General features: G+C 65.1%; 28 protein-coding genes, 1 tRNA gene and 1 pseudogene. 3 read left to right on the top strand and 27 right to left on the bottom strand.

The features are described from left to right. Nucleotides 1-398 precede the first annotated feature (398 nt). A complete protein-coding gene (locus ACSYG9_RS16815; protein ID WP_454839242.1) occupies nt 399-560 on the top strand; it encodes a hypothetical protein in 162 nt (53 codons plus the stop codon). Between the two features lie 65 nt (nt 561-625). Here the strand turns inward: ACSYG9_RS16815 and ACSYG9_RS16810 are convergent, their stop codons facing one another. From ACSYG9_RS16810 to ACSYG9_RS16760, 11 genes are all read right to left on the bottom strand, one after another. Continuing rightward, complete coding sequence (locus ACSYG9_RS16810) at nt 626-1,132, bottom strand: hypothetical protein (protein ID WP_454839241.1); 507 nt, start codon at nt 1,130-1,132, stop codon at nt 626-628. 117 nt (nt 1,133-1,249) lie between these two features. Next, nucleotides 1,250-1,861, bottom strand: coding sequence for a M50 family metallopeptidase (locus ACSYG9_RS16805; protein WP_454839239.1), 612 nt, complete (start codon nt 1,859-1,861; stop codon nt 1,250-1,252). A 94-nt stretch (nt 1,862-1,955) separates the two neighbouring features. Beyond that, nucleotides 1,956-2,639, bottom strand: coding sequence for a hypothetical protein (locus tag ACSYG9_RS16800; RefSeq protein ID WP_454839238.1), 684 nt, complete (start codon nt 2,637-2,639; stop codon nt 1,956-1,958). Next, complete coding sequence (locus tag ACSYG9_RS16795; RefSeq protein ID WP_454839237.1) at nt 2,636-3,415, bottom strand: hypothetical protein; 780 nt, start codon at nt 3,413-3,415, stop codon at nt 2,636-2,638. The genes ACSYG9_RS16800 and ACSYG9_RS16795 overlap by 4 nt, the downstream gene beginning before the upstream one ends. Continuing rightward, nucleotides 3,412-3,636, bottom strand: a complete 225-nt coding sequence (locus ACSYG9_RS16790; RefSeq protein WP_454839235.1) for a hypothetical protein — start codon at nt 3,634-3,636, stop codon at nt 3,412-3,414. The genes ACSYG9_RS16795 and ACSYG9_RS16790 overlap by 4 nt, the downstream gene beginning before the upstream one ends. A 285-nt stretch (nt 3,637-3,921) precedes the next feature. Next, complete coding sequence (locus ACSYG9_RS16785; protein WP_454839233.1) at nt 3,922-4,299, bottom strand: hypothetical protein; 378 nt, start codon at nt 4,297-4,299, stop codon at nt 3,922-3,924. 160 nt (nt 4,300-4,459) lie between these two features. Continuing rightward, nucleotides 4,460-5,728 carry a hypothetical protein gene (locus ACSYG9_RS16780; RefSeq protein ID WP_454839232.1) on the bottom strand — a complete coding sequence of 423 codons (1,269 nt, stop codon included), beginning with the start codon at nt 5,726-5,728 and terminating at the stop codon, nt 4,460-4,462. Between the two features lie 18 nt (nt 5,729-5,746). Then, nucleotides 5,747-6,157: a hypothetical protein gene (locus ACSYG9_RS16775; protein WP_454839230.1), complete on the bottom strand. Its 411-nt coding sequence runs from the start codon at nt 6,155-6,157 to the stop codon at nt 5,747-5,749. Then, complete coding sequence (locus ACSYG9_RS16770; protein ID WP_454839229.1) at nt 6,154-6,399, bottom strand: hypothetical protein; 246 nt, start codon at nt 6,397-6,399, stop codon at nt 6,154-6,156. Before ACSYG9_RS16770 ends, ACSYG9_RS16775 begins: the two co-directional genes overlap by 4 nt. 2 nt (nt 6,400-6,401) lie before the next feature. Continuing rightward, a complete protein-coding gene (locus ACSYG9_RS16765) occupies nt 6,402-6,905 on the bottom strand; it encodes a hypothetical protein (RefSeq protein ID WP_454839228.1) in 504 nt (167 codons plus the stop codon). 83 nt (nt 6,906-6,988) lie between these two features. After that, nucleotides 6,989-7,213 (bottom strand): DNA-binding protein, encoded by a 225-nt coding sequence (locus ACSYG9_RS16760; RefSeq protein ID WP_454839227.1) that lies wholly within the window; start codon nt 7,211-7,213, stop codon nt 6,989-6,991. A 159-nt stretch (nt 7,214-7,372) separates the two neighbouring features. Here ACSYG9_RS16760 and ACSYG9_RS16755 point away from each other — a divergent pair, with 159 nt between their 5' ends. Beyond that, on the top strand, nt 7,373-8,005 hold the full coding sequence (locus tag ACSYG9_RS16755) for a helix-turn-helix domain-containing protein (protein ID WP_454839226.1): 633 nt from the start codon (nt 7,373-7,375) through the stop codon (nt 8,003-8,005). Continuing rightward, nucleotides 8,002-9,114 (top strand): annotated as a pseudogene (locus ACSYG9_RS16750) (site-specific integrase); the annotation flags it as partial. The gene ACSYG9_RS16755 and the pseudogene ACSYG9_RS16750, both read left to right, overlap by 4 nt. A gap of 245 nt (nt 9,115-9,359) precedes the next feature. Here the strand turns inward: ACSYG9_RS16750 and ACSYG9_RS16745 are convergent. From ACSYG9_RS16745 to ACSYG9_RS16670, 16 genes are all read right to left on the bottom strand, one after another. Next, nucleotides 9,360-9,433: transfer RNA gene (locus ACSYG9_RS16745), tRNA-Leu, on the bottom strand. Nucleotides 9,434-9,509: 76 nt separating this feature from the next. Then, nucleotides 9,510-10,700, bottom strand: a complete 1,191-nt coding sequence (locus tag ACSYG9_RS16740; RefSeq protein WP_440123617.1) for a lipase family protein — start codon at nt 10,698-10,700, stop codon at nt 9,510-9,512. A 112-nt stretch (nt 10,701-10,812) separates the two neighbouring features. Next, nucleotides 10,813-11,766 (bottom strand): Ppx/GppA phosphatase family protein, encoded by a 954-nt coding sequence (locus ACSYG9_RS16735; protein WP_440123616.1) that lies wholly within the window; start codon nt 11,764-11,766, stop codon nt 10,813-10,815. Next, nucleotides 11,763-12,290: a DUF501 domain-containing protein gene (locus tag ACSYG9_RS16730; RefSeq protein WP_454839225.1), complete on the bottom strand. Its 528-nt coding sequence runs from the start codon at nt 12,288-12,290 to the stop codon at nt 11,763-11,765. Before ACSYG9_RS16730 ends, ACSYG9_RS16735 begins: the two co-directional genes overlap by 4 nt. Beyond that, a complete protein-coding gene (locus tag ACSYG9_RS16725) occupies nt 12,287-12,988 on the bottom strand; it encodes a septum formation initiator family protein (RefSeq protein ID WP_440123614.1) in 702 nt (233 codons plus the stop codon). Before ACSYG9_RS16725 ends, ACSYG9_RS16730 begins: the two co-directional genes overlap by 4 nt. 8 nt (nt 12,989-12,996) lie before the next feature. Continuing rightward, complete coding sequence (gene eno, locus ACSYG9_RS16720) at nt 12,997-14,283, bottom strand: phosphopyruvate hydratase (protein WP_169687755.1); 1,287 nt, start codon at nt 14,281-14,283, stop codon at nt 12,997-12,999. A gap of 139 nt (nt 14,284-14,422) precedes the next feature. Next, nucleotides 14,423-15,184, bottom strand: coding sequence for a lytic murein transglycosylase (locus tag ACSYG9_RS16715; RefSeq protein ID WP_440123613.1), 762 nt, complete (start codon nt 15,182-15,184; stop codon nt 14,423-14,425). A 102-nt stretch (nt 15,185-15,286) separates the two neighbouring features. After that, the gene (galE, locus tag ACSYG9_RS16710; RefSeq protein WP_440123612.1) at nt 15,287-16,297 is read right to left on the bottom strand and encodes a UDP-glucose 4-epimerase GalE; all 1,011 of its coding nucleotides are present in this window, start codon (nt 16,295-16,297) and stop codon (nt 15,287-15,289) included. 72 nt (nt 16,298-16,369) lie between these two features. Next, nucleotides 16,370-17,818, bottom strand: coding sequence for a sugar transferase (locus ACSYG9_RS16705; RefSeq protein WP_440123611.1), 1,449 nt, complete (start codon nt 17,816-17,818; stop codon nt 16,370-16,372). Between the two features lie 92 nt (nt 17,819-17,910). Then, complete coding sequence (locus tag ACSYG9_RS16700; protein ID WP_454839224.1) at nt 17,911-19,818, bottom strand: putative bifunctional diguanylate cyclase/phosphodiesterase; 1,908 nt, start codon at nt 19,816-19,818, stop codon at nt 17,911-17,913. Between the two features lie 12 nt (nt 19,819-19,830). After that, on the bottom strand, nt 19,831-21,948 hold the full coding sequence (locus ACSYG9_RS16695) for an Rv1355c family protein (RefSeq protein ID WP_454842977.1): 2,118 nt from the start codon (nt 21,946-21,948) through the stop codon (nt 19,831-19,833). Nucleotides 21,949-22,004: 56 nt separating this feature from the next. Beyond that, nucleotides 22,005-22,826 carry a hypothetical protein gene (locus tag ACSYG9_RS16690; protein ID WP_454839222.1) on the bottom strand — a complete coding sequence of 274 codons (822 nt, stop codon included), beginning with the start codon at nt 22,824-22,826 and terminating at the stop codon, nt 22,005-22,007. A gap of 45 nt (nt 22,827-22,871) precedes the next feature. Further along, complete coding sequence (locus ACSYG9_RS16685) at nt 22,872-23,297, bottom strand: hypothetical protein (protein ID WP_440123608.1); 426 nt, start codon at nt 23,295-23,297, stop codon at nt 22,872-22,874. Continuing rightward, a complete protein-coding gene (locus ACSYG9_RS16680; RefSeq protein WP_454839221.1) occupies nt 23,294-23,758 on the bottom strand; it encodes a GyrI-like domain-containing protein in 465 nt (154 codons plus the stop codon). Before ACSYG9_RS16680 ends, ACSYG9_RS16685 begins: the two co-directional genes overlap by 4 nt. Before the next feature lie 196 nt (nt 23,759-23,954). After that, complete coding sequence (locus ACSYG9_RS16675; protein WP_454839220.1) at nt 23,955-25,310, bottom strand: GH39 family glycosyl hydrolase; 1,356 nt, start codon at nt 25,308-25,310, stop codon at nt 23,955-23,957. A gap of 18 nt (nt 25,311-25,328) precedes the next feature. Further along, nucleotides 25,329-25,481 carry a hypothetical protein gene (locus tag ACSYG9_RS16670; RefSeq protein ID WP_440123605.1) on the bottom strand — a complete coding sequence of 51 codons (153 nt, stop codon included), beginning with the start codon at nt 25,479-25,481 and terminating at the stop codon, nt 25,329-25,331. Nucleotides 25,482-25,530 lie beyond the last annotated feature (49 nt).

Here is a 25,530-nt window from a genome sequence, read left to right as displayed (position 1 = left end):
TGAGCAACACCCCCCGGAGTGAGTGACAGCGCGTCACCGACTCCGATCGGAGTCACGGTCATCGTGACCGTGACCTTCAGACCGACTGATGTTGAGAGGTCACCGAATGACCGCGCAACCACCGCGATGAGCAAGGCGGTTGAGAGTGACAGGACGTCACGCTCAAAGGGGGTACAGAGTGTGCACACCCTCCAGGAGAGTTTGATCGGGAAACTCTCCAGAATGCCGGGGACCACTTTCGGGGATCGGTGCAAGTGGTGGACAGGCCGTCCACAACTTCCGGGATCCCCGAGAATTACTTGACCAGCGTTTTTGTCGGCGCCGACAAATAGATCCTGACCAGCCACGTTGCCGACGTCGACAAGCTGGTGTCGACCCGATCGAGGACAGTGGTGTGTATGAACTTCACCGACACCCTCGCCTGGGCTTCCGCTGACCTCCAGGCCCTCGACAACATCGCGGCCCGACGACCGCTGACCGACGATGAGCGAGACGAGCGTCGGGCCATGCGGAAGTTGGTTCGGGCCGTGGAAACGCTGCGGGACACCGAGGGCACCTGAATGGACGTAATGCCCATGCAGCTTCATCTGATGAAGCTGCACAACCCGGCCGGGGAGAATCCAGGTCAGGTATTGACCCAGGGTTCGGACTCAGCTTCCGAACCCGACGTCAGGAAGTCGGGAAGCGGCTGCGCCTCGGCCTCCTGGATCTCGGCGATGAGCCGGGCAGCTGTGACCGCGAAGTCTTCACTGTCGGCCGGCACCGGAGCCACAGCCAGCTTCTGCGGAGCATCCAGACCCAACAGCTTCGACAGGCGATCGGAGATCTTCACGAGCGACGAGATGGCCGGCGGGATCGCCTCCAACTTCCCGAGGGTCACCAGATCCTGCAACGCCTTGAACTGGATGCGGTGCTCCTCTTCCAGCCGGAACACTTGCACAGTTCTGTACTCGGCGACGGCCTCGTACTCCTGGCGTGCGAGCAGAGCTTCGATGGCCTTGCGCGCACCCGAGCGGTCCGCGTAGCCGAGTTCGTCGGCGATCTGCTGGTATGTGTCGCCGCGGAGTCGACGTTCGAGGCATTTCTGCGCTCGTACACGTTCGTCGGGCTGCGGGGTGTTGTTCATGTTCATGGGGGCACCTTTCGTGGGCCCGTGGGGAGGGCCCTGTGGGGAATGGGTTGTGTGGTCCTCGGCCCGCGACTCGGGCATCCAACGCGAGTCGCGGGCCGGGCTCGACCGACGGCCGGGCTATGGGTTCCGGCCGGTCGGGAGTTTGCGGGGTGTCGGTGGGATACCGGCACGGATCGACGCTGCTTGCGCAGACTGGTGTCCGTTCACGGTCGGGATTCCGAGGGCTGCGCATACGACGGCGTGGTCAGCGCTTCCGTGTTGATTCATGTGCAGGACAATGGTTTTGAGTGATTCCCAGCATCTGTTGATGAGGTTGACGGTGTCCATAGGGAGCGGCCCGCCGGAGGCGATGAGATGGTCGAGGTCCCCCGATCCGTCCTCCGCGCATTGCCCATCGAGGACGGAGCGGATCTCGTGGACCGTGGGGGATCCGCCGTACAGGAATCGTGCTTCGGCTGCGGGGCCGGCGAGGGAGATGGCGGCCTGAGATGAGGCGGTGAGCGTACCGATGTAGTCGCAGCGGCCCCAGTTGTCGGGGTCGTTGGGGGTGACGGCGACGTGTTGGATCTGGGGGCCATGGAGGGCTGCGATCACGGCGTGCCCTGCCTCGTGGAACGCGGTCGCGGTCCAGGCGTAGGCGTATTCGTCTGCGGGGAGATTGGCGAGGGTGTTGGGGCGGAGCTGCGCGCGGCGTGCTTCGGCGAGCCGGTCGGCGAGCGGTGTCTTCATGGTGTGATCTCCGATCGAGTGGTGGTGACCTCCCCTCGGTGCCGGCGCGGCGCACGACCGGTCCGCCGGCACCGAGGGGATAACAGAAACGCAGTCAGGTGGTCGTGATGCCGAGGGCGCGGAGTTCTGCTGCGGCCCGCTGCTGTGGTGTGAGTCCCGTCGTGAGACTCACATCAGCGCGGCTGAGGGTTTTGATTGCGGACGCCACGGCCCTGTCCAGCTGGCGGCAGACACCCTCGACCTGTTCGGAGATCGATGGTTGGGAGCCGGTCTGGCCGGGCGGGGTTGCGCGACCCAGGTAATCGGCGATAGGTGCGGCCAGTGGGGTGAGGTGATCGACGAGGTGGTTGGCCCAGTCTCTGCTGTGGTCGATGGTCGGCGGGGCGGGTTTGTTCCATGTGGCGAGGATCAGGTCACGAGCCCGAGCTCTTCGGTCGTAAGGCAGATCGGATACTCGGCGGCGAGCGTCACGCAGCACGATGAGCCGTTCTAGGTCGAGCCGTGCGTCGTGGACTGCGTCGGCGAGCGCCTGCAGGATGCCGGGGTATCTGGCGACGTTGCGTTGCGCTAGCGGGGCGAGGATCTCGCGGAGCTCTTCCTCGAGGTCGAACGCCCCGGTGTAGTGGACTGGCAAGTGCTGGCGTCGTCGCTCGCGCTGCTGGGTCTGGGTAATGACCGGTGCGGGCATGTCGGCCTGGCGGCGCAGGAGGCGGTCGATCATGGTGTCCCGCCGGCGGCGTGCAGCTCCCACACCGTGGGTGTCTCGGCTGCGGGTCATGGGGTCACCGTCACAGCGCCGAGGATGGCCTCATATGCGATGACGAGTGTGCGCTCACTGATCGCTGCGAGGGTGTTGTTCGGGGCGTCGAGTGCGGCCTGGGTGAAGACCGGGGAGCGCCACACGGTGACACCGGTCGTCGCGACCATCGTGTTCCCGAGTACTCCGTCGTACGCGGCGCCGAAGGCAAACGCTGTGCCGAGGCGCGTGCGTGGAATTGGGGAGCCGTTGCCGACGATGATGTTCGCGTTCTCCAGGTACGGCAGCCAGCGCCTGGATAGGTGGATGGTGCCGGGGACTGCGCCTTCGCCGATCTCGACTTCCAGCTCTCCGATGGCTGCGAGGACGTCCGTGACGGCGGTGGGGGTGCCGGCGTCGGTGAGGAGTCGGGCACCGAAGTGCGCTTCTGCCATGCCTTGCTCGTGCAGCCGCAACGTGTGTGCGGCTCGGGTGGTGATCTCCGTTTCGCCTTCCAGGGGATCGCAGGAGTCGAATCCCCAAACAGTCAGAGGCTCGAAGGGTTCGCCTGCCTGGGTGCGTACGCCGGTCTTGAGGAGGTTGTCCTCGTCGTCGGGGTTGTGGCAGGGGTCGGATGGCCAGGTGCCCCATCCGCTGTCGGTGTTGTACGGGACGAGGTCGACCCCGGTGCCGATGATGCGGACGGGTTGCCCTTCGGGTAGGTCGATGAGCGCGGCCGACTGATATAGACCGTGCCCATCTGGATTAGCTGGTGGCGCGTAGTAGACGACAGGGAGTGGTGAGGTCGGGGTGGTCATGCTGTCACCTCGGTTTCGCCGCGGAGGATCGAGACGAGCATCTCTTTGCTGACGTCGGTGAGGGCTTCGACCACCTCAGGGCCTAGAGCGCCGAGAGCTCGGAAGTGTGCCAATGCTGCGCGGCATTCGATCACGCGCTCATCGTCGTCGGGGACCTGCCGGCTCTTGAAGGCAGCGAGGCGCGAGGCCCAGGATTTTGGGGACATCTCGTTCGGGTTCATGGTCGCGCACGGTATGCGCCTGGGGTGCAGCAGCCGGTGCGTACGCACAGGTCGACCCCTGCGCCGAGGGCACGGGGTCCGCACCCAGTCCGGACCCCCGATCCGTGCGGATTTGATATCCGATGGTCGCTGCATATGTGCTGGTCAGTGGTGGTGTGGTCACACGGTGGTCACGGAGGTTTTTCCTGGGGATCGCAGGAAAAGATGCCTGGACAAGAAGGGACCCCCTCCGCTGGGGTGCGGAGGGGGTCGTCGGTCAGTTGTTGCCTTCAAGGCAACGGTTGGTCAGGGGGTCGCAGCTCCGGTGTCCTTGTCGATCGGTGGTGTGGGGTTGCTGGCGAGCCAGCGTCGGGCATCGACGTCGGGCATTACGAGGGCGCCGTCTGGCAGCTTCTCGACGAGGCCGCCACTGTCGGTGTCGAGTGGGATGACGCTGCCTTCGTAGGTGACACCCCATGCGAGGAGCGGTGCCGTGAGCTGGCTCGGCTGGCCGGGTTGGTAGATCACGGTGTATCCGGTGCCGGGCATGATCTGACGGACTCGGTCACCGGGCGACTGATGGATGGGGCCCATGCCTACCTGAAGATCGCCGGCCTTGTGGTTCATCACGAGTGGCTCACCGTCGTCGTTCCATGCGACGACGTCCGCCAAGGTGTTGCTCATGTAGCAGTGGTTCCATTCAGGGTTGGGGATCACTTGTCCTCCTGTGAGAATGTGGTGTTTTTCGGGGTGTGGTGTGTACCGTCCACAGTTGTGTACACACAGTATTTGTGCAGTTCAGTGGCTATATATGGGGTGTGTACACAACTGTGTACGTACACACTTACTCCCGAAGATCTGGGCCGAACTCGAAACGCTCTGCCCGTCCCTCGCCCCGCTCCGATTCGACAATGAACCCCGCCTCGAGAAGGGTCTCGAATACGTAATCGAACTCGTCGCGGATGTCCTTGCGGCACGCCCTCTCGAGGTCACCTCGTGTCGCGATCTCGACCCGTCGGAGCTTGTTCTCAATCGCGTTCAGTACGCGCGCGTGGGTCTTCTCGGTCAGACGCTCGCGGACGATTTCCTCTCGGTCGGCCTGATCGTGTGCCTTCGCTGCGTTCTCCCGGCGATGCTTCTCGGCCAGCAGAAGTTTGATGTCGGACCGCACCCGCTGGGACATGTCGGTCAGCTCGCCGGCCAATTTCCAGTCCGACTCGTCAATTTCCTTGCGCTGGGACAGGACAGCCAACGCGAACGCGATCTTCAACCGCGTGAGCATGAGGTGACCGTCGAGGGGGTCGACGTCCTGCGAACCGATCAGCACCAACCTCCGGTGCTCGTCGATCTCCTGCCTAGCCTCGTCCGGGATCGGCACCACATAGCGGTCACGACCGAAGTCCGGGACCTTGATGTCGATGGGGTCGACCGGGTCCGGTCGTTCCTCCGGTGCATACGGGTCGATCGTGGACACCCACTGGAACCGCTGCGGAAACCCGTCCTTCTCGCGCTCGAGGAAGAATCCCGCATTCTCCGGCTGGACACCGACACCGAGGCACAGACGGTAGGCGTGTGCCTCGATGGCGGTGGTGGTCTCACGGCTCGAGTTCGTGAACCCGAGCGGCTCACCCATGTACGCCTTCAGCAGCTCGCTCGGCAACGTACCACCCTGACGCCCTGCGAGGGCAGCGAGGGTGCCGACCTCCGGCACGATCAGGTGCGCGCGAGTGATACCCGGTTCGTCCTTTCCCCTGCCCTTGAACAGCCGCGCCAGTCCTTCGCCCGATCCCGCGTTCGGCCGGTGCGCGTCGAGACTGTCGGAATTGTGGTCACACAGGTTGATGCAGTCGAACCCCGCTGCATCGGCTGCACCCTTACCTTGACCCGATCGGCCGGCCGATGCCGTGAACAGGTTCACGGACACGATGCCCCCGACCGTGGGTGGCAACACAACGTTGGGTTCGATGCACGAGGTAGCGCGACGGAGAACGCACGCCAGGGTGGCGTACGGTGCCGCGCGCCGAGAGCGGGCGAACGCTCGAAGGTGCTCAAGTTCCGGACGCTGTGTCCAGAACCCCTCGTCAGGGTCCACGTCACGGTCGGGGGGTGTCATGTGCGTCGTCCTGTCCTTCTATGCGGTGCGCGAGGTGGTTCGGAGTGTGCGGGCGTGCGGGCGTTTCCCAGCGCGACGACCGGCCTCGAATCCCTGCCGGTACGCCTCTGCTCCCCAGTCGACGAGGGCGTCGATCCGGTCGGCACCCTCCGCGTATGCGACACGTTCGTCCGGGCCCCGCTCCGCTGCCCACACCCCCTGGAGGGCGAGGGTGCCGACGACGGCCCAGCGGGTGCCGGCCCCTGCGCTCTCCCACGGCGTGGTGCCGAGGATGGGGAGCTGTCGGAGGTTGCCCTGCCCATCGTCACGGATCCTCAGGATGTGGGGCATGACGAAGTCGGCGAGGATCGTCGAGTTGGGGATCGGTCGAGTTAGTCCCGGGTCAGCGCCGAGCACCGCCTCGAGGAGCTCGTTGTCGTGGTCGTTCACAGGCCCTCCCGAATCTCGGCTGCCGTACGGATGTTTTCCTCGTCACGCTGGAGGGGGCGAGTTGCCTGCTGGTGTGCCGCGAGGTCACGGAGAGCGGCCTGGAGGTCGTCAATGAGCGTGTGGGCCTCGTCGACGTCGAGGAAGACCGAGCCGATGGTCCCGAGCGCGACGGCCACCTGGTCGATGGACTTTGCCGCGCGGGCCCGGAGGCCTACCTCGGTGGTGATGTGCAGTCCGGCCATGGTCAGATCTCCCCGTCGAGGTCGGTGATGACGAGATCGATCGGCACATCCGGGTCCGGTTCGGTCTCGGTCAGGACGTCGACGGCCGCGAGCAGCGTGTGGGCGAGCTCGGTCGCTTCGGTGACCGTGAGCGCGGTTCCTGATCCTCGAACCAACGCGATGTCGCCGCTGGCCGTCGCGTCGTGACGCTCGAACCACACGTACCCTCCGCCAGCGCCGAGGCGGGGTTCCACGGCCAGCCGTGCGACCACGACGGACCTGTCCGGCAGACGCTCCCCCGGGTGTCGGGTCAGCGGGACGAGCGCTGCGTCACCGACGAAGACGGACCGTTCGGGTGCGATCGATACGCGGTCAGCGTCCGTGTGCGCCCAGCTCGGGCGGGGGATGCCGAGGATCTCGTCGACGCCGGTACCGGCGTTGATGTGCATGTCACCGATCAGTCGGTCACATCGACCGTCCCACGCGTCGGTGGCCTTGCCGGGGGTGTGCTGGGTATCGTTAGTCATTGAAATCTCCTGGAGTGGGTTGGTTTCACGAACGCCGGCGGTTGCCTCCGCCGGTGTTCTCTTTTCCGACGACCGGTGTTCGATCACGCGGTCGCCTTGGTGTCGTCCTCGATGCCCAAGACCTTCAGCAGGCCAGCAACCGGCACAACGTATTTGCGGCCCAGCTTTAGGACCGGCACCGGGTACTTGCCCTCCTTGGCCAGTTGGTAGCCGTACGCGCGGCTCATGCCGAGAATCTCGTTCGATGTCTCCATGTCCGTGCGGACACCGAGGTCTGCGACCGACTTAGGACTCCACTGCTTTGCCATAAGGCAATTCCTTCCTAGTGTTGTTCCGGTAGACCAGGTGCTATCAAGTCCTACCACGTCCATTGACGGGAGTGCAATAGGCACGTAAGTTGCTTTCCCATGGAGCAAGAGCAGTCACGTAGAAACCCTCGGCCCGCGCCCAGCGCATGGTCGAAGTCGATGGCCGACTCGATCGGCGCGATGGTCCGACGACGCCGGGACGAGCTGAACATCAGCGCCCAGAAGCTCGCAGACGCGTGCACCGAGCTCGGTCACCCGATCGCGCGCAACTCGATCTCGAACCTGGAGAACGGTCGACGCAGCGAGGTCAGCATCGCAGAGTTGGCCGTCTTGGCTGAGGCCCTGGATATGCCGCCCGTAGAGCTGCTGTTCGGCGCAGCACTGGTCAACGGCGAGGTCGAATACCTGCCCGGCAGAACGGCCCCCGCGTGGCGTGCGCTCCGACGCTTCACCGGCGAAGTCCCCGACAAGACTCGCCCCCGTCCCGCAGACCGCGAGTACTCACTCTGGCTGATACGCGACCTCGCCCGACGTACGGACCAATACACCAAGACAGTCGGCGACCTCCGCGAACTATCCGCCCTCCTCGACGTGACCCACGCACGTCTCGCAGACCCGGACCTGGACGACGAGACACGTCGGGAAGGGGAGGCGAAACTCTCGCGACTGAGGGCCAGCACAGCCGAGATCCAAGCGTGGCTCGACGAGTATCACCAAGTCGAGGCGCTCAGTCGAGAAGCACTCGAGGCCAAGGGATTCCAAGTCGATCCGACAATAGGGGAGCAAGCATGAAGGGCTCGGTCTACAAGCGGTGCAAGTGCCCCGTCGAGAAGGACAGCAAGGGCCGGCGGAAAGCCTGCAAGAAAGCTCACGGCAGCTGGGTATTCGTCGCCGACCTCGGCATCGACCCCGCGACCGGGAAGCGCCGGCAGATCCGCAAGTCCGGATTCCGCACCTCCGACGACGCGCACGAGGAACTGACCAAGCACCTGAACGCCGTCGCCACGGGGCAGGTTGCGCACGACGAGCGGATCACCGTCGGCGAATACCTCAACCAGTGGATCGCAACCAAGTCGGCCGCTGGCATCCGCCCGACCACTGTCCGCTCCTACCGGCAGCACATCGACAGCTACCTGGTCCCGAACCTCGGTCGGCTACGCCTCGGTGACCTCCGAGCCACGCACGTGGAGAAGATGCTGCGGGACATCGCAGCACCACGGAAGGACAAGACCGTCCTGTCCCCCGCGACCGTGCGCCGTGTCCACGCCACCCTCCGATCGGCGCTCACCTCAGCCAAGCGGAAGCACCTGGTGGGCCACAACGCAGCGGAGAACCTCGAGCTCCCCCGCGCTCCACGTCCGCAGGTCCGCCCGTGGGAGGCCGCCGAACTCGGTGCATTCCTCGACCACGCTGCGGCCGATCGGCTCGGATCGCTGTACGAGGTGATGGCCATGACGGGGCTACGACGCGGTGAGGCGTGCGGCCTGCGGTGGGATGACGTCGATTTCGAGCGGCGGCGGATCACTGTGCGTCAGCAGATCGTCGACGGGGTGAAGGGCATCGCGTGCCCATACTGCGAGGAGAGCCACGGCCGTATCGGGTTCGGTGCTCCCAAGACAGCGTCCGGTGAGAATCGTGTGGTCGACCTCGACGAGACGACCGCGGGTGTTCTGCTCGCGCAGCAGCTCGCGCAAGGCACCGAACGATCGGCGTGGGGTAAGGCGTACCAAGATCATGGTCTGGTGTTCGCGCGGGAGGACGGGACACCGCTGTCACCGCAGCATGTCTCGGACACGTTCAAGGCGCTAGCGAAGGCGGCGGGTCTGCGGCCGGTGCGGCTGCATGACCTCCGGCACGGGCAAGCGTCGCTGATGCTCGCGGCCGGCGTCCCCATCGCGGTGGTGTCGAAGCGGCTCGGGCACTCGACGATCACGATCACGTCGGACACCTACAGCCACATGCTCGAGGGTGTCGGGGCACAGGCCGCGTCGGCTGCTGCTGCGCTGGTCCCCCGCGCCGGTCGTGGCGAGGACACCTCGAGTGACCACGAATCCCCCGGTGACCACTCCGTGACCACTCCCCCGAATCCGCCGACGTCCGTCCGTGAGACCGATCCTGTCGATGCAGGTCAGAGCCGAATTGACAGTGCCCCCAGTCGGACTCGAACCGACACTTGGCGGATTTTAAGTCCGCTGCCTCTGCCAATTGGGCTATGGGGGCCGCCCGGATCACCCTAGCGGGTGGTAGGCGTCCGCTTCGAGCGAGGCCGCGGATCCGCAGCCTCGCCCGTGTCGCGTCAGCAGCTCGTCGGCGCAGGCTCACCGCGGAACCGTGCGTCGATGTAGTCGTAGGCGTCCGGGAATCCGGCGACTGCGGTCGTCATGTGTTCGGCGATCTCGTACGGCACGAAGGTCAGCGGTGCGCCCTCCGCGCAGTAGCGCCGGGCCACCTCCTCGACCGAGTCGAAGGGTGTGAGGCCGTCCATCGTTCCCTGCCACACGTACAGGGGCGCGGTGGGCACGCCCTCGAAATAACGCAGGCTGTTCTCCCGCAAGATCTCCCGCACCTCGGGGCTGGCCAGCAGGCTCGTGCTCGTCGCCACCTCACCCGCGCTGCGGAAGGCACCGTGGAAGAGAAGGAAACGTCGGCATTCGTTGCCCGTCCAGTCGCGCAACCACATGCCGGTGTCGTTGAGCTGCTCCGAAATGGGCAGGCGTTCCGGATATTCGCGTTCGAGGCCGATCGCAGCGGCGAAGGCCAGACCGAATCCCGGGTGCGGGTTGAGGCCGAGGCCGTCGGCCATCTGCTCGAGGTCGGCGGGTATCCCGCCCGCCACCACCGCGGTCAGATCCAGTTCCGGCGCGTAGGTGGGGGCCAGTGCCGCGGCCCACGCGCTCGCCATTCCGCCTCCCGAATATCCGGCCAATGCGACCGGGCTTTCGTCCAGACCGAGCTCGGCGACACGTTGCACCGCGCGCACGCTGTCCAGCGTGATCATCCCGCCCAGCTTCGCAGCGCCATACGCTCCGGTGGGGCCGAGATGGTCGGGGACGGACACTGCCCAGCCACGTTCGAGACCCAACATCATTCCGGGCGATTCCTGCAGCTCCATGTTGAACAGCGAGCGCGAGGGAGCACACTTGGTTCCCAGCGAGTTGATGATCGCCTGGTACGACACCAACGGCGGGTTCTCGACACCGCGGGGCAACAGCACCGTGGTCACTCCGAGGATCGGGTTGCCCAGCGAGTTGGTCGACCGGAACGCAACCTGCCAACCGTCCGAGTTCGGATACATCCAGGTGTCGATACGGCGTGTGCGGACGACGTCACCGGGCTGCTTCGCGGCAAGATCGGCGGGTGCGGAGTAGAACGGATCCGGATCGGGAACCGGGTACATCGGATCGGCAGCCGCGACGAGCGGCATACCCATTCCCACAAGAACGGCCCCGAGGACCGTTGCCACCACCGTGCCGAGCCTTTGTCGCATGAGTACCCTTCCCGGTTTTCCGCATCATCAGCGGCCAACCGCTCTATACTCACGCCCCGGTCGTTCGTTACCGCTTGATTACGGCATTGTGGGAAGGCAATGGGATTTCGGTCTACCGCACGAGGGAGAGGGCAATTCCGTCGAGGATGTCGTGCTCGCTCACAACAAGTTCGGTGATTCCGGCACGTCGGCCGAGTTCCTCGGCGAGCACAGTGGTCACGATCGAACCACCACCGATGACGTCGACGCGACCTTCATGCATGGGCCCGAGTGCCGCACGTTCGGCGCGGGTCGCGCCGACGAGTCCGTCGCACACTTCCTTCAACCGGTCGAACGGGACCGACGACAGGTGAATCTTCGCCGGGTCGTACACGTCGAGGTCGTGGGCCAGCGCGGCCAATGTGGTCATCGTTCCCGCGACACCCACCCAGGTGCGTGCTTCCTCGACGGGAACGCGTTCGAGCGCTTCGGCGATCTTCTCCCCCGCGACCACGCGCGCAGCCGCGACCTGGTCGGCGGTGGGCGGGTCGTCGTGCAGGCACCGCTCGGTCAGACGCACACACCCGATGTCGGTGGAATAGGCGGCGTGCACACCATTTTCGTCACCCAGCACCACTTCGGTCGAGCCCCCGCCGAGGTCGACGACGACGAACGGCCCACGCGCCGGGTCGAGTTCGCCCACGGCACCGGTGAACGACAGTCGGGCCTCTTCGTCGCCGGTGATCACCTCGGCTTCGGCACCGGGGATCACGGCACCGAGCACGTCGCGGGTCATCGCGAAGAAGTCCTCGCGGTTCTGTGCGTCGCGGGTCGCCGACGTCGCGACCATCCGCACGGCCGTGGCGCCGGTCTTGCGGATGAGATCCGCGTACTCGACGAGCGCGACGCGGGTACGTTCTATTGCTTCGGGGGCGAGGCGGCCGGTGGCGTCGACGCCCTGCCCGAGTCGCACGACCTTCATCAGGCGTGTGACGTCGGTGAGGGTTCCGTCTTCGGCGATGTCGGCGATCAGCAAGCGGATCGAGTTGGTACCGCAGTCGATGCCTGCAACACGAACAGCGCTCACTGGGATTCTCCGCGCAGTTCGGCGTAGGTGGGCCAGTCGGCGGGGATCGCGGTGCCGCGCAGGCCTGCGTCGGCAGCGAGCGCGACCGATTCGTCACCGAGCGGGTTGAGGCCAGGTCCCTTGGCGAGCGAATGAGCGATGAGCACGTGCAGGCATTTGACGCGGTCGGGCATACCGCCACCGGTGAAGTCGGTGCCGAGGGATTCGATGGCGTTGCGCTCGTCGAGGTACGACTCGTGTGCGCGTCGGTACGCGGCGGCAAGATCGGTGTCGGTGCTGAGTCGCTCCGTCATCTCCCGCATCACGCCTGCCGATTCCTGGCGGCTCGCCTCGGCCGTGAGCCGGGGGTCGGTCAGGTAGTAGAGCGTGGGGAACGGTGTGCCGTCGGGCAGCTTCGGTGCGGTCTTGACCACGCCGGGAGCTCCGTCGGGACTGCGGTAGGCGATGGCGAGGACGCCGCGGGGCTCGCGCCCGAGCTGGGCGGCGACGGCGTCGAGGTCTTCCTGTGGAACGGGAGCGGTCACCCGGGGATATCTCCTGGTTCTGGGGGTGCCACGGGCATGTGCTGCGGCACCGGGTCGGTCTCGGGTTCGGGTGGCGGTTCGACCACCGAAAGCCACAGGTCGCTGTACCAGGCGCCGGTGGACGGTGTTTCCGGCTCCTTCTCCTCGTCGACGAGGGCCACGTCGCCGGGCAGCTGCACCTGGTATGGGATGTCGCCCGGCATCACGAAACCCAGACGGTTGCGTGCCTCCGCCCTGACCCAGGCGGGGTCGTCGATGTGGGCCTTCTGGGCTTCGAGGGCCGCGATTTCGCCTTCGAGCTGCTCGCGTTCCTGCGCGATCTGCTCCGCCTCCGACCGTTGGCTGACGTAGGTGCGCAGCGGCACCGCAAGCGTCAGTGCGAGTCCGCACACGACGAGGGCGAGGATCACCGCGCGTCCGGTGGACAATCCGAGGATGGTGCGTTCGGTGCGGGGACGACGACCGTCGCGGGGTGCTCCGACGCGGGTGGGCCGGGCACGGCCCGTACTGCCTCGTCCGCGACGGGACGAATGAACAGGATCCTCTCGACCTGCGGGTCGTGCGCCCGCGGTCTCGGGACCGAGGTCGGCCGGTGCGGTAGATCCCGACGGGCGGGTCCGACTGGGACGGCGGGTCCCGGCCGCACCGTCGGTTCGGCTGCGGCGGGCGCCGGGCCGGGATCTACCGCGCTGGCTCATACCTGACTTCAGCCCTCGAGGTTGAAGCGCGGGAACGCCAGCTCGCCGGCGTAGCGGGCAGCGTCGCCGAGCGACTCCTCGATGCGCAGGAGCTGGTTGTACTTGGCGACACGCTCGCTGCGTGCGGGGGCACCGGTCTTGATCTGGCCACTGCCCACGGCGACCGCGAGATCGGCGATGGTGGTGTCCTCGGTCTCACCGGAGCGATGGCTCATCATCGTCTTGTAGCCGTTGCGGTGCGCGAGGTCGACGGCGTCGAGGGTCTCGGTGAGCGTGCCGATCTGGTTGACCTTCACGAGCAGCGCGTTTGCCGCACCCTTGAGGATGCCGTCTTCGAGACGCTCCGGGTTGGTGACGAACAGGTCGTCGCCGACGAGCTGGATCTTGTTGCCGATCTTGTCGGTCAGCGCGACCCAGCCCTCCCAGTCGTCCTCCGACAGCGGGTCCTCGATCGAGACCAGCGGGTACGCCGAGAGCAGCTCGTCGTAGAAGTCCGCGAGTTCGTCGGCGGTGCGGTTCTTGCCCTCGAACGCGTAGCCGGTGCCCTCGGTGTAGAACTCGGTGGCGGCAACGTCCAGCGCGAGTGCCACATCGCTGCCGAGCTTCAGGCCGGTCTTCGCGATGGCCTCGCTGATCAGATCGAGTGCTTCCTTGGTGCCCGCAACGTCCGGCGCGAAGCCGCCCTCGTCGCCGAGTCCGGTGGCCAGGCCCTTCGCCTTGAGTACCGACTTGAGCGAGTGGTACACCTCGGTGCCCCAGCGCAGGGACTCCTTGAAGGTGGCCGCGCCGATGGGGGCGACCATGAATTCCTGGACGTCGACGCCGGTATCGGCGTGAGCGCCACCGTTGAGGATGTTCATCATCGGCACCGGAAGAATGTGAGCGTTCGGGCCACCCAGGTAGCGGTACAGCTCGAGGCCGGAGGTCTCTGCGCCGGCCTTGGCGACGGCCAGCGACGCACCGAGCAGGGCGTTTGCGCCGAGGCGGCCCTTGTCGGGGGTGCCGTCGGCGTCGAGCAGCGCCTGGTCGACGGTGCGCTGTTCGGTGGCATCCAGACCGATGATGGCCGGGGCGATCTCGTCGAGAACGGCTTCGACGGCCTTCTCGACACCCTTGCCGTTGTAGCGGTCGCCGCCGTCACGCAGCTCGACGGCCTCGTGCTCACCGGTGGAGGCACCGGACGGCACGGCAGCGCGGGCGAAACTTCCGTCCTCGAGCAGCACCTCGACCTCGACTGTGGGGTTGCCACGGGAGTCGAGGATCTCGCGGGCTCCTACCTGCTCAATGATGGCCACTGGCTGATTCTCCTTCGATGGACTTCACGCTGCGGGGTCTGCACGCTGGGGACAGCGTAACCGTCACTACCAGGCAGTGATGCACGGGCGCGCCGCTCGGAGCAGGACTGGAGCGTCGACTCGGCAGATGGGTCTGTCCTCACGGCCGCACACCCACGCTGTATGCGGCAGCGCGGTCGCGGACCAGGGCGAGATAGTCGCCCGAGTAGTTGTAGGCCATCAACGCCCTCGTCCAGCCTTCCGGAGTGGTGAGATCCCCGCCTCGATCACACAGGTAGCGTCCCGCTGAGAGAGCTGCGTCGTCGATGTTGTCCGGTTCGGCGACACCGTCACCGTTCGCGTCGACACCCCAGCTCTTCCATGTCTCGGGGATGAACTGCAGCGGCCCCATCGCCCGGTCGAGGACGGGATCGCCGTCGAGCTCGCCGCCGTCGGTGTCGCGGATCTCGGCGAGGCCGGGCCCGCCGTCGAGCGGAATCCCACGAATCTCGGGTATCGCGGTCCCGTTCTCGTCGAGACGTGCACCCCCGTGTCTGCCGTGGTTGCTCTCGACGCTGCCGATCCCCGCAAGGGTGGTCCACGCCAGTCCGCATTCGCTGTTCGTCGAGGCGAGAACTGCCGCGGCGTGCCCGTATGCCTCCAGCGCGACGACCGGGATTCCCAGTGTCTCGGCCTGAGGTTCTGCCCAGTCGCGCAGGAGGGCAGAGGTCCGGCCCGGACCTTCGAAATCGACGGGCGGCACGGGCACACCGGGACCCGGCGGAACTCCGTCGGGAACCTCTATTCGTGGCAGCTGGGGCGAACGAAGGTTGGAACCCACCGCGATGATCACCACCACTACCAACGCGCTGAATACGAGCAACGGCCAGGCCGAGCGACGACGTCGTGGAGCGGGATACACATCTCCATCTTCCACATTCCCGAAGAACCGCAGGTGAACGCGCCTACGCGGGTGATCGCGAAGATCACCCGCGCAGACTCGGACGGTGGGGGCTCCGAGGGGTCATCGAGCTCCCACCGCGAGTGCAGCGTCCTGTTCCGACGCAGTCTCGATGGCCGCCCTCGACGCCGTCCAGGCTTCCCACGCGCTGCCGACGATGTCGTCGAGGTCGTGCTGCGCCGTCCAGCCGAGATCCGCGTAGATTCGGCCGGCGTCGGCAACTACTCGGGCCGGGTCGCCGGGACGGGGATCGTCGATCCGCCAGTCGAACGGCACACCGCTCGCCTCGCGTGCCGCGCGCATCACGTCGAGCACGCTGGCACCACACCCACAGCCCACGTTGTAGACGGTTCCCATGGCCTCGGCGTCCATGGCGTCGACGACGGTGGCGTGCGCGTCGGCGAGATCGGTGACGTGGATGTAGTCGCGGATACAGGTGCCGTCTGGTGTGTCGTAGGTGTCGCCGAACACCGCGGGCGCCTCGCCACGGTCGATCGCCTGGAACACGCGGGGAACGAGGTTGTGGACGCCTCGGTCCGCAAGTTCTTTCCCTCCGGCGCCGGCCACGTTGAAGTAGCGGAGCGCGGCCCAGCTCAGCCCATCGGCGGCAGCGATATCACGAAGCAACCACTCGCACATGAGTTTACTTCTCCCGTAGGGTGATTGAGGAAGGGTCACGGCTTCTTCGGTGACGGTCGCGTCGCCCACGGTGCCGTAGACCGCGGCGCTGGACGAGAACACGATCCTCCGTACGTCCATCCGGACCATCGCCGCAAGGACACTCTGCATGCCGTACACGTTCTGCCGGTAGTAGTAGGAGGGACGGGTGATGGACTCGTCCACGGCTTTCCGGCCGGCGAGGTGCACCACCTGATCGACGTCGTACATGTCGATCACGTCCATCAGGAAATCCGTGTCGAGGACGCTCCCCACTTCGACGGGCACACCGGCGGGAAGCAGTTCCGGATGTCCGGCCGACAGGTCGTCCACCACCACCACTTCGCGGCCGCCCGATCGCAGTGCGCGCACGACATGGGTGCCGATGTATCCCGCGCCTCCGGTCACCAACAACATGGCTACCACCCTTCATACCAGGAGAGTTGCACGTACTCGAAAACTTGTACTGCTCGGTTCGATTCGGGCGGGTCAGGATGTTCGGTTGCCATGGAGGACAGCTCCGAAGGTCCTGCACAGGATCGACAGATCCATCACGAACGACCGGTTCTCGACATATCGGAGATCGGCCCGGTCCGCTTCCTCCGACGAGGGATTGCAGGCTCCGCCGATCCGCCACAATCCGGTGAAACCCGGTTTGACGACCAGTCGGTGTGCCCCGCTTCGGCCGCCGTACCAGGACCGGCACTCGAGTGGCACCCGAGGTCCGACGAGCGCCAAGGTGCCTCCCACCACGTTGAACAGTTCGGGTAGTTCGTCGATGGAGTGCCTGCGAAGGAACCTGCCGACCCTGCCCGTCCGGAGATCGTCTCGAAACGCATACACGGCGAATGCGCGACCGTCCCGCCCCACCCGGTCCCGCTCGAGGAGCACAGGGCCCGAACCGTCGAATCGGATGGTCGCAGCAACGAGTGCGAGCACGGGCGCAAGGACGATGAGAAGCAGCAATGCGAACACCCGGTCGGCGACGTTCTTCGCGACCCATGTCGGGCCACTGTACCGAGGCGCACTCACCTGCAGCAGAGGAAGACCGGCAAGGGGCGAGATGTGCAGGCGTGGACCGACGACGTCGATGAGGATCGGGGCGATGATGAGATCCACCCCGACACTCTCGAGGTCGCGGTCGAGCGTCCGCATTCGCGCACACGAACACCTGTCGGACGGGAGCAGTGCGACCGCGTCGAACTTGTGGATCTCGGCGATCCTGAGGATGTCGGCGTCGGTTCCCAGTACCGGAACGTCGTCTATCGCCACCGGCGGTGCGGGTGGAGCGTCTCCCTCCGCGTCGACAGCAAGGCAGACGCCCTCCACCTTCCAACCGGATTTCTCCGGTCCGTTCGTGCGACCGACGAGTTCATGGACCTCTTCCGCATTCCCGACGACGAGGACGGAGCGCAGCCATCTTCCTCGACTCCGGAGACGCAACACTATGATCCGCATCATCTTTCGAGTTGCGAGCGTCAGCACCAGCGCAAGCGGAAGCGCACCGAAAATGTACATCCCGGCCTGAGCCGCACCCAGCATGTATGCAAGGATCGCCGATGCTGCAATCGCATAGAGATAGGCACGGACGATTCTGCGGTACTCTTCCGAGCCCGATCCCAGAATTCTTCTGTCCCAGCATTTCTGAAACGCAACCGACAGCACCGTGACGACGGTGCAGATCGCGAGCACGGCGACCCCCTGCCCATCGGTGAGTGCGTCGTTCGGGTGGTATCCGACGGCGACGATGAGGATTGCCAGGGCGAGGCAGAGCAGGTCGCAGGACAGCACCGAGACTTCGTAGCGACGCTCCCATCGCGCGGGACGCACGATGCCGTCGGGCACGACGATTCCGGGCGCCGCGAACGCACGAACCGGAGCAGTCGAGTTTCGTACTGGGGCAGCGACTGCGGCATACCCGCCGATACGCTTGTACATCAAGGTCACCCCTGTTCGGAGCCGTCGGACCCCCGACACTCAAACCGTACCTTGAGACTGTTTTATTCGCAATAACAAACCGTAAGTCCGACTCAGCGTGCAACATCCCCGAGAAAAGTCCTGTGGGAAATGGCCCCATCGACGTTCCACGGCAACGCGAGCGCACCAACCTCCAGCAATCGCTCGATCTCCTCCGGCCCCTTCGGCTTGCTCATCACAAAACCTTGCGCACGAACACAACCCACGTCGAGAAGGTAGCTCACCGCCCCCACGGATTCGACACCCTCGGCCACCACATCGAGCCCGAAGGACGCGGCCAGCCCGACGATCGAATCGATGATGACCCTGTCGCCTTCGCTTCGATCGAGATTCTGCACGAACACCTTGTCGATCTTGAGGGTGTCGACAGGAAGGGACTTGAGATGACCGAGAGAACTGTATCCGGTTCCGAAGTCGTCGATTGCGATCCGCACTCCCAGCCGCTCGAGTTTCGAGAGCGTGGACCGCGTACGTCGCAGGTCACCGACAACCACATTCTCGGTGATCTCGAGGCACAATTCCGAGCCGAGGAGACCGTACTGCTCGAGAACCTGCTTCACATAGATGTCGAAATCCATGGAAACCAACTGAACCGGCGACACATTGACGCTCATGATCAGGTCGAGTTCTCGGAAATCACGCTTCCACTGTCCCAGCTGTGCGCATGCAGTATCGATCACCCAGGCACCGAGTTCACCTGCCAGGTTGGTGGATTCGGCGACCTCGATGAACTCCAGCGGTTGCAGTTTTCCCAGCACCGGGTGGTTCCATCGCACCAGCGCTTCGAGCCCCAGTATCCTGCCGGTGCGCAGATCGACCTCGGGTTGGTATTCGAGCATCAGGTGGTCGTCGTCGATCGACGTGCGCAGGTTCATCTCGATGATCGTTCGTCGCTCGCCCATATCGTTCATGTCTTCGGTGAACACACCGACACTGTTGCCGCCCTGCGCCTTCGCAGACATCATTGCCTGGTCGGCCCGGCTGAGCAGAGTGACCGCCAAGACCTCGCCGGGTACTCCGAGCGCGACCCCCACACTCACACCGCGCCCGACCGTCTGGCCATCCAGAGCGACGGACTCTCCGACATGTTGCAGCATCGCTTCTGCCCGACCGGTCACCTCGTCCAGTGTCGCGGGACCGTCGAGCACCACCACGAATTCATCGCCGCCCAGCCGCGCGACCATGTCGTCACGTCCGTTTCCGTCCGACAAACGTTGAGCGATCCGGCACAGGTAGGTGTCGGCTGCGCGATGGCCGAGAAAATCATTCAGCGCCTTCAACCGATCGAGATCGAGGAACAGCACTCCGACAGGACCGGGCTTACCTGCGCACAATCGGTCGTCGAGATACTCGAACAGAGCGCGCCTGCTCGCAAGTCCCGTCAACGCATCATGATAGGCCGCGTACCTCAGATCCTCCTCCGCACGAATCCGTGCCTGCACCTGGGTCAGCAATGCGGCGATCAATTTCAGCGTGGTGACCTCGTTGTCGTTCCAGGCCCGATCGCCTTCTTTGATCAGCCCCAATGCGCCGGTCGTGATCGGTCCGGAAACGAGGGGCACGGCCGCCACCGACACATTAGGCATCCCCGACCCCTCGAAGACCCGGTGCTCGTACCCCTCCCAGTCGGGGTCGGAGGCCGCCTGCGTGCGCGGGCGACTCAGCAACGGCTCCTTCATCGTGGCGGAAGCCGCGAAGATCAGGTCCGCATTGTGGAAGTAGATCACCCCGAGCGGGTCGGGATCCGGGATCACCGGCCTCTGCGGCCATTCGGCGACCAGACGCGTGGCACCGGCGTCATGGTCGTTGTACCGGAGGAACGCGGTGTCGACTCCGAAGTGTTCGACAAGCTCGCGGAGCACTTCCCGCGCCGCGACCACCTGAGTGGCGGCATCGGCAGGCATCAGGTGCGCGGCGATGCGGGTGACCAGCGCATCCAGCGTATGTTCCGTACCGGGCATCGCTGTCCTCCTTCAGCTCTGTCCACTCCGGTGCCTGTACCGGACTCGATCCGCACGGCGGCGGCTGCGTTCTGCGGCGTGCCGAGTTCTCCCGACCCGCAGGACGAGCGCAATTCGGTCGTCGTCCGCCACTCCCAGCGACACGCTGAGCTTTTCGCGCAACGCATCGAGGGCACTGGCGTGCCTGCGCGACAGCCGCTCCAGGTCGGCGAACGTGTCGGCGTACAGGAAGACCGGTGAGACCGGCTGGACCGCAAGCCCGAGGGCATGCGCACGCACCCACACGCTTTCGACCACGGTGCCTGCACGGATGTAGTCGCGTGCAGCGCCTCCTTCGGTCACGATCGTCACCAGGGCGGCGCTTCCTCGTACCCGGTCTCTGGTGATGCGTCCGAGTCCGCCGCCGAGCCCCCAGTGGTCGAGTTGGTCGAGGACGTCGTCGCGCAGGACGACGTCGAGCATGGCGCTCTCCGCTGCATCGAGCCCGAGTGAGGTCACCTCGATACCGCTGTCGGCATTCTCGCTTCCGGGCCGACGCAACTCCCCCAGCATGTCTCGTCTGAGTTCTCCGGTCAGGTAACGGATCCGATCCGACTCGGCCAGAATCTCGGCGCTCTCGTCGAGCGCTGCCGGATCGGTCACGACTTGGATCCGACCGCCTTCCAAGGCCGCCGCTGCATGCAACGCCGCGATCTCCCCGCCCGTGAGATCGCAGTCATCGCTGGGATGCCGGTTCGTCTCTCGCGCAAGCATCGGGCCGTACAGCTCCGAGAGGTACGGATCGGCACCGTCGCCGAATTCCAGCATCGCGACGGGGCGAGTCGAATCGATTCTGTCGGCGGTAGGCAGTCTCACCGTACCGAGGATTCCGTGAGCCGCTGCGGCTACTTTCGCGTTGAACAGAGCTGCCCCGACCGCGATGCAGCTCCCTCGATGATGCAAGTCCATCAGTACCGCAGCAGGCTCCGGAGCGATCGAGAAGACGAGCCGTCGCTGCTCGACGGTGATCGACCAGGGCTGGCTGTTACCCCCGGACGGCGCCCGAACCGCCGCGTGCAGCAGCGCGTCGACCGGCCCCGTCGGCACCGGCTGATCGGTCGGTTGCGCCGATGGTTCGGCCGCTTCCGCATCCGGTGGTTCCAGCTGCCCGAGAGATTCCTCGAGGTCGATCCGCCCGCGCCCGGAATCCACGTTGTACCCGAGCGCAATTCGTCGGATCACTTCGGTGACCGTCGCGCCACCGAGTGCCACGTCGCTTGCGAGTTGCGGCCACGCTTCGAGCGTTTCGTCGATTTCCAGCATGGATGCGGCCAATCGCGTCGACAGTTCGCCGGCACCGAGGATTCGCAGTACGTGCGGCACCTTGTCTCGGCTGGACAACCCCGTAAGTGCCTCGACATCGATGTCACCGAGCAACCCGTGGAACGGTCGGCGCTCCGGCACGAGGTCGAACCGCTCGACATCGACCAGACCCCGGTCGCTGGTATGCATCACGACAGGCATCCGCCTTCGCGCTGCCTCCACCCTCAACAGCACCTTCACATCCAGCGAATCGCATTCGTCCACCAAGACGTCGAGACCGTCGAGGAAGTCGCCCACGGTATGGGGCGCGACGCCGTCCGGCCACACCCCGATGTGCAGGTACGGATCCACCTCTGCGATACGACGCGCGGCGACCACCGCCTTGTTGAGTCCCAGATCGAGCAAAGTGGCAGGCACCCGGTTCAGGTTGGACAACTCCACACCGTCGAAATCGGCCAGCCGGATCTCACCGCAGACACCCTCGAGGGCGAGCGTGTGGGCCACGGCATGCCCGACACTGAGACCGACGACACCGACGGTCACGGCCTGCAGCCGCTCCTGTTCGGCAGTGGTGATCTTGTTTCGGTTGCGATCGAGACGCAGCCGCCGGAACGACACCGGTCCGAGTACCCGGACCGCGGTACGCCGCCACGGGTAGTACGCCCACCGTGGCGCCTCCTCAGGAACGGCGAGGCCACCGAGACGACGCAGTCCGTCACGCTGCTGCGTCAACCGATCGACCAGCGCGACCCCCAGCTCGTCGCGCAGTCGCTCGAGTTCGACCGTATGGTCCGAATGTTCCTCGGACAAGAGCACCGCCGTGTGCATCTCGTCCTCGCCGCGCTCTGCGTCTGCGATCCTCCCGCCGGGAATGGGGCCCGCGCTCATCCGACATCCGATGTCAGGAGCTTCTCGAGCTCGCGAGTCCGCTCGCATGATCTGCCCTCCAGGACGTCCCAGAGGAGCAGACGTGTCCGGTACCGCGAATCCGGATACGGACACGGCGGGACGCTCTCGACGATACGAGCACCGGACTGCGTCCACATCTCCAAGGCGTTGTCGGCTGCAGTGCCCACGAGATATCTGGCACCGAGGAGCTCCATGCAATAGGTCGTGGTTCGCGCGACCGAGGTGCTCAGTTGTCGTCGTCTCGGAACCCCGGCTGCTACCCACCCCATCTTGGATTCGACCAGCCCGTGGGTGAGACATTCGCCGAGCACCCGGCGGAGCACGGCCCGGTGCACCGGATCGGTCCACTCGACCATCGGATGCGCGTCGTCGACACTTCGATACGGCCCCAACGCCCGAGACCCTCCCACCACCGCGCCCTCCGCGTCGAGGGCGGCGAAGAAATACGTCGTCGAGATTCCGTCGATGATCTTGTCGTATTCCACAGCCGTTTCGACACCGTACTTCCGGTACGCGGTGAGCGCGCCGGCAACGAACTCCGTCCACAGAGCCGGTTCCGCAGCCGGGGACGCTGCGACGAAACGGTATCCCGAATTCTCGTCATGGAATTCGAGTGTTCGCCCCACGAACAGCGGAGACAGCTCTTCGGCTCTGCGGTCCACATCGGCCTCCGTTCGGCGGCCGTGCTTCGCATCGGACAACCACACATCGGACGCCCGCACGTCGACGACCTCGACGAACCGCCGTTCGCGCTCGCCCACGACCGGTGGCATGGTTACACCGATATGGTCACCCATTCCGGCACCACTCGTCACCGTTACCGGAATTCCGAGGCAGAATAATCATCTCAGGGACACATACAATTCGGCTTCACCGCGCTCCGGAAGAACGAGAATCTCCTCCGTGAATGCTCGCGTGATCTCGCCCCTCTTGTCGGCAGCCTCGACCTGATCCCACAGATCCTCGCATCGATCGGATGATCCACCCTCGGGCACGAACCGCGCTGCGTAGTTCTCGGAGACTCTGACCAGCGAGTCTCCGATCGTCAACTCGTCGATGTTGTCGCAGCGATATCCTGCGACGGCGGACCATCCCGCTTCGAGGTGCCTGACGTAGACCACCGTGATGTCCCGGACACCGCGTTCGCAGAGCCGCTCCAGGGTGAAGTTCATCAGGTCTGCGGCAGGGCCGAGGACCCCGGGCGCGGCACCCGGCACCACGAGCCCTCCCACCTGATACGGACCGACTTTGACAATGGTGAATGTCATTGCGGTTCCCCGTACTTCGCAGGCCGAACGGCCACGTACAGGTCGACCCCGAAGGCATGCGGATAATATTCGAAGTCCCCGGTGAAGGTCCGCTCGATCTCGCCGCGACGCTCCGCTTCCCAGACCTCCTCCCACAATCGGGGGAAAATCTCGGTGAAATCGTCGCCCGTTACCGAGAACTTGGCGTACGTACCCGCAGGCAGACGAGAGACCATGTATCCGGTGGGCACATCGTCGAGCGACTCGCAGCAGTACCCGACCGTCTGAATGTAATAGGAACCGACCTCCTCGGCGTGATCGGTGTAGGTCGACGCGAGCGGACCCGTGGTCTCTCCGTTCAGGACCGCGAACCACGCTTTCTCCAGATGCGGGTCGCGCACCTTGCCGAGCGCCCGGCGTGGACTCCTCACGGGCAGGCCTGCGACAAGGGTTTCTTTACGATCGATCAATCGGAACGGCATCGGGTGTACCTCCATGCAGCACGAACTTCCCCTACGCGCGCTGCCCGACCCTTCGCACGCAATACCGGGACGATTCGAGATTAGGTCCAAAAGCGCCCGGTTTCAAACGTTCCTGGAAATCAACCTGAAGTATGTTTCCAGTCGGCTATTGAGTTTATGAGTTTTTTACTATCAGATGCGGACGAGAGTGCGGGATCTAGCCCGCAGTGCCACCCCACGAGTCCGCCGCCGTGAACCATCTGACCTCGTAAGCCGACCACTCGAACTGCCTGCCGTCGACGGAAGCACTCGTCGTCGTGTCCCTGGTATTGACGATCACGCGAGCGAGGTCGGTCTCGAGCGCGAGCAATCCGTCCGCCGACCGCACCGTCCGCCGATCGACGGTTGGGGGAAACCACCGCGCGAAAACTTGGAGAACATCGAGGAACGGTAACGGCCGGCCCCCGTCGGCGTCCCAGGTATCCGTCCAGAGACACTCTGCACATGCCGCGTCCTGCGGTCGTGGGTTCCAGTACAAGACCGTATCTGCTCCACTACCGGCGAGCTCGATCATCGCGGCGACACGCAATGCCATCCGATGCTCCGGCGACCAGCCCGGACCCGGTGGCTCGACGTACCACTCGGCCCACCAGATGGGCAGACCGACCTGCCAGTGGAGCCATTCGTTGACCGCCGCGAACTTCTGCACTGCTGTGAACTCGTCCGGAGCGCCCTGAGCCGTTGTCGCATGGGCATCGACAGCAACGAAGTCGGCCCCCTTCCGATGCATGTTCCAGAAGACGAATGCATCCAGGTACCGTTGATCCACTGCTCCCCACGGACCCTCCAGCTGTGGCGAGGTGCCCAGTGAACCCACCGGCTTACTCGCGAATTCGAGGTAGGGCCCACCGACCTGATTCGCCTGATCCACCGCTTTCACCGCGTCGTACACCATGTTGTACAAGGTCGTGTATCCCTGCGCGTCCCAGCGATCGGTGTCGTCGTCGAAGAATCCTTTGAACTCGTTCCAGACGAGAAAGTGCCGGACATTCGGATAACGCCGTGCCACTTCGGCACTCAGTTCCGCGAAATCAGCGTAGTGTTCCGGACGCGGAGCGACCTCCAGTCGGTCCCAATCGGTCTCTCCGGGCTCTCCTCCCTTCATCCAGTCCGGTGCGCAGCACAGCACGATCACCGGCGTACCGCCACTGCGAAAGATGAAGTCCATTCGACGATCGAGACTTTCGAAATCGTAACGGCCCGGCGATGGCTCCGGGTTGTCCACTCCCCACCCCATGATGGCCTGTGCCTGCACCATCGGCACCGATCCGACTGCCCTCTCGGCAGCCGCAACTGCCAGAGGTCTGCCGGTGTCGGCACTGAATTGCGTATGGGTGAAACCCCATCCGGCAGTACTGATACTCCCGGCTCCTCCCGAAGGAGGAAGACCAGGGGAGCTCAGATGCACGGCGGCAAGCAATGCGGCCACCGCTACCATGACCGGCAATCCGACCGTGCCCCACCGCCGGATCGTGCTTCGTACGACCGGCCATATCCCGAGGTGGGGCGTCATGGCTCCACCCCCTCGGTGTCAGGCATGTGTCGTCCCCTGCTCGGACGTTGCCGAGCCGCCCTGCGGAATACGCGCTCGGAGCCCGAGGAGGAGCACGATATCGGCCGCAATGAGCAGAACGAACAAGGCCGCGATCGCAAGGACGAATATCACCACTGCGTTTGTCGCCATCTCGATCATGCTGCATCGCTCCCTTTCATTTCCGGATTCTTCAGGGTCG

It is taken from the genome of Rhodococcus sp. SJ-2 (assembly GCF_053750035.1).
Note: the sequence above shows the minus strand (reverse complement) of the source record. Positions and strands in the feature narration are given on the sequence as shown.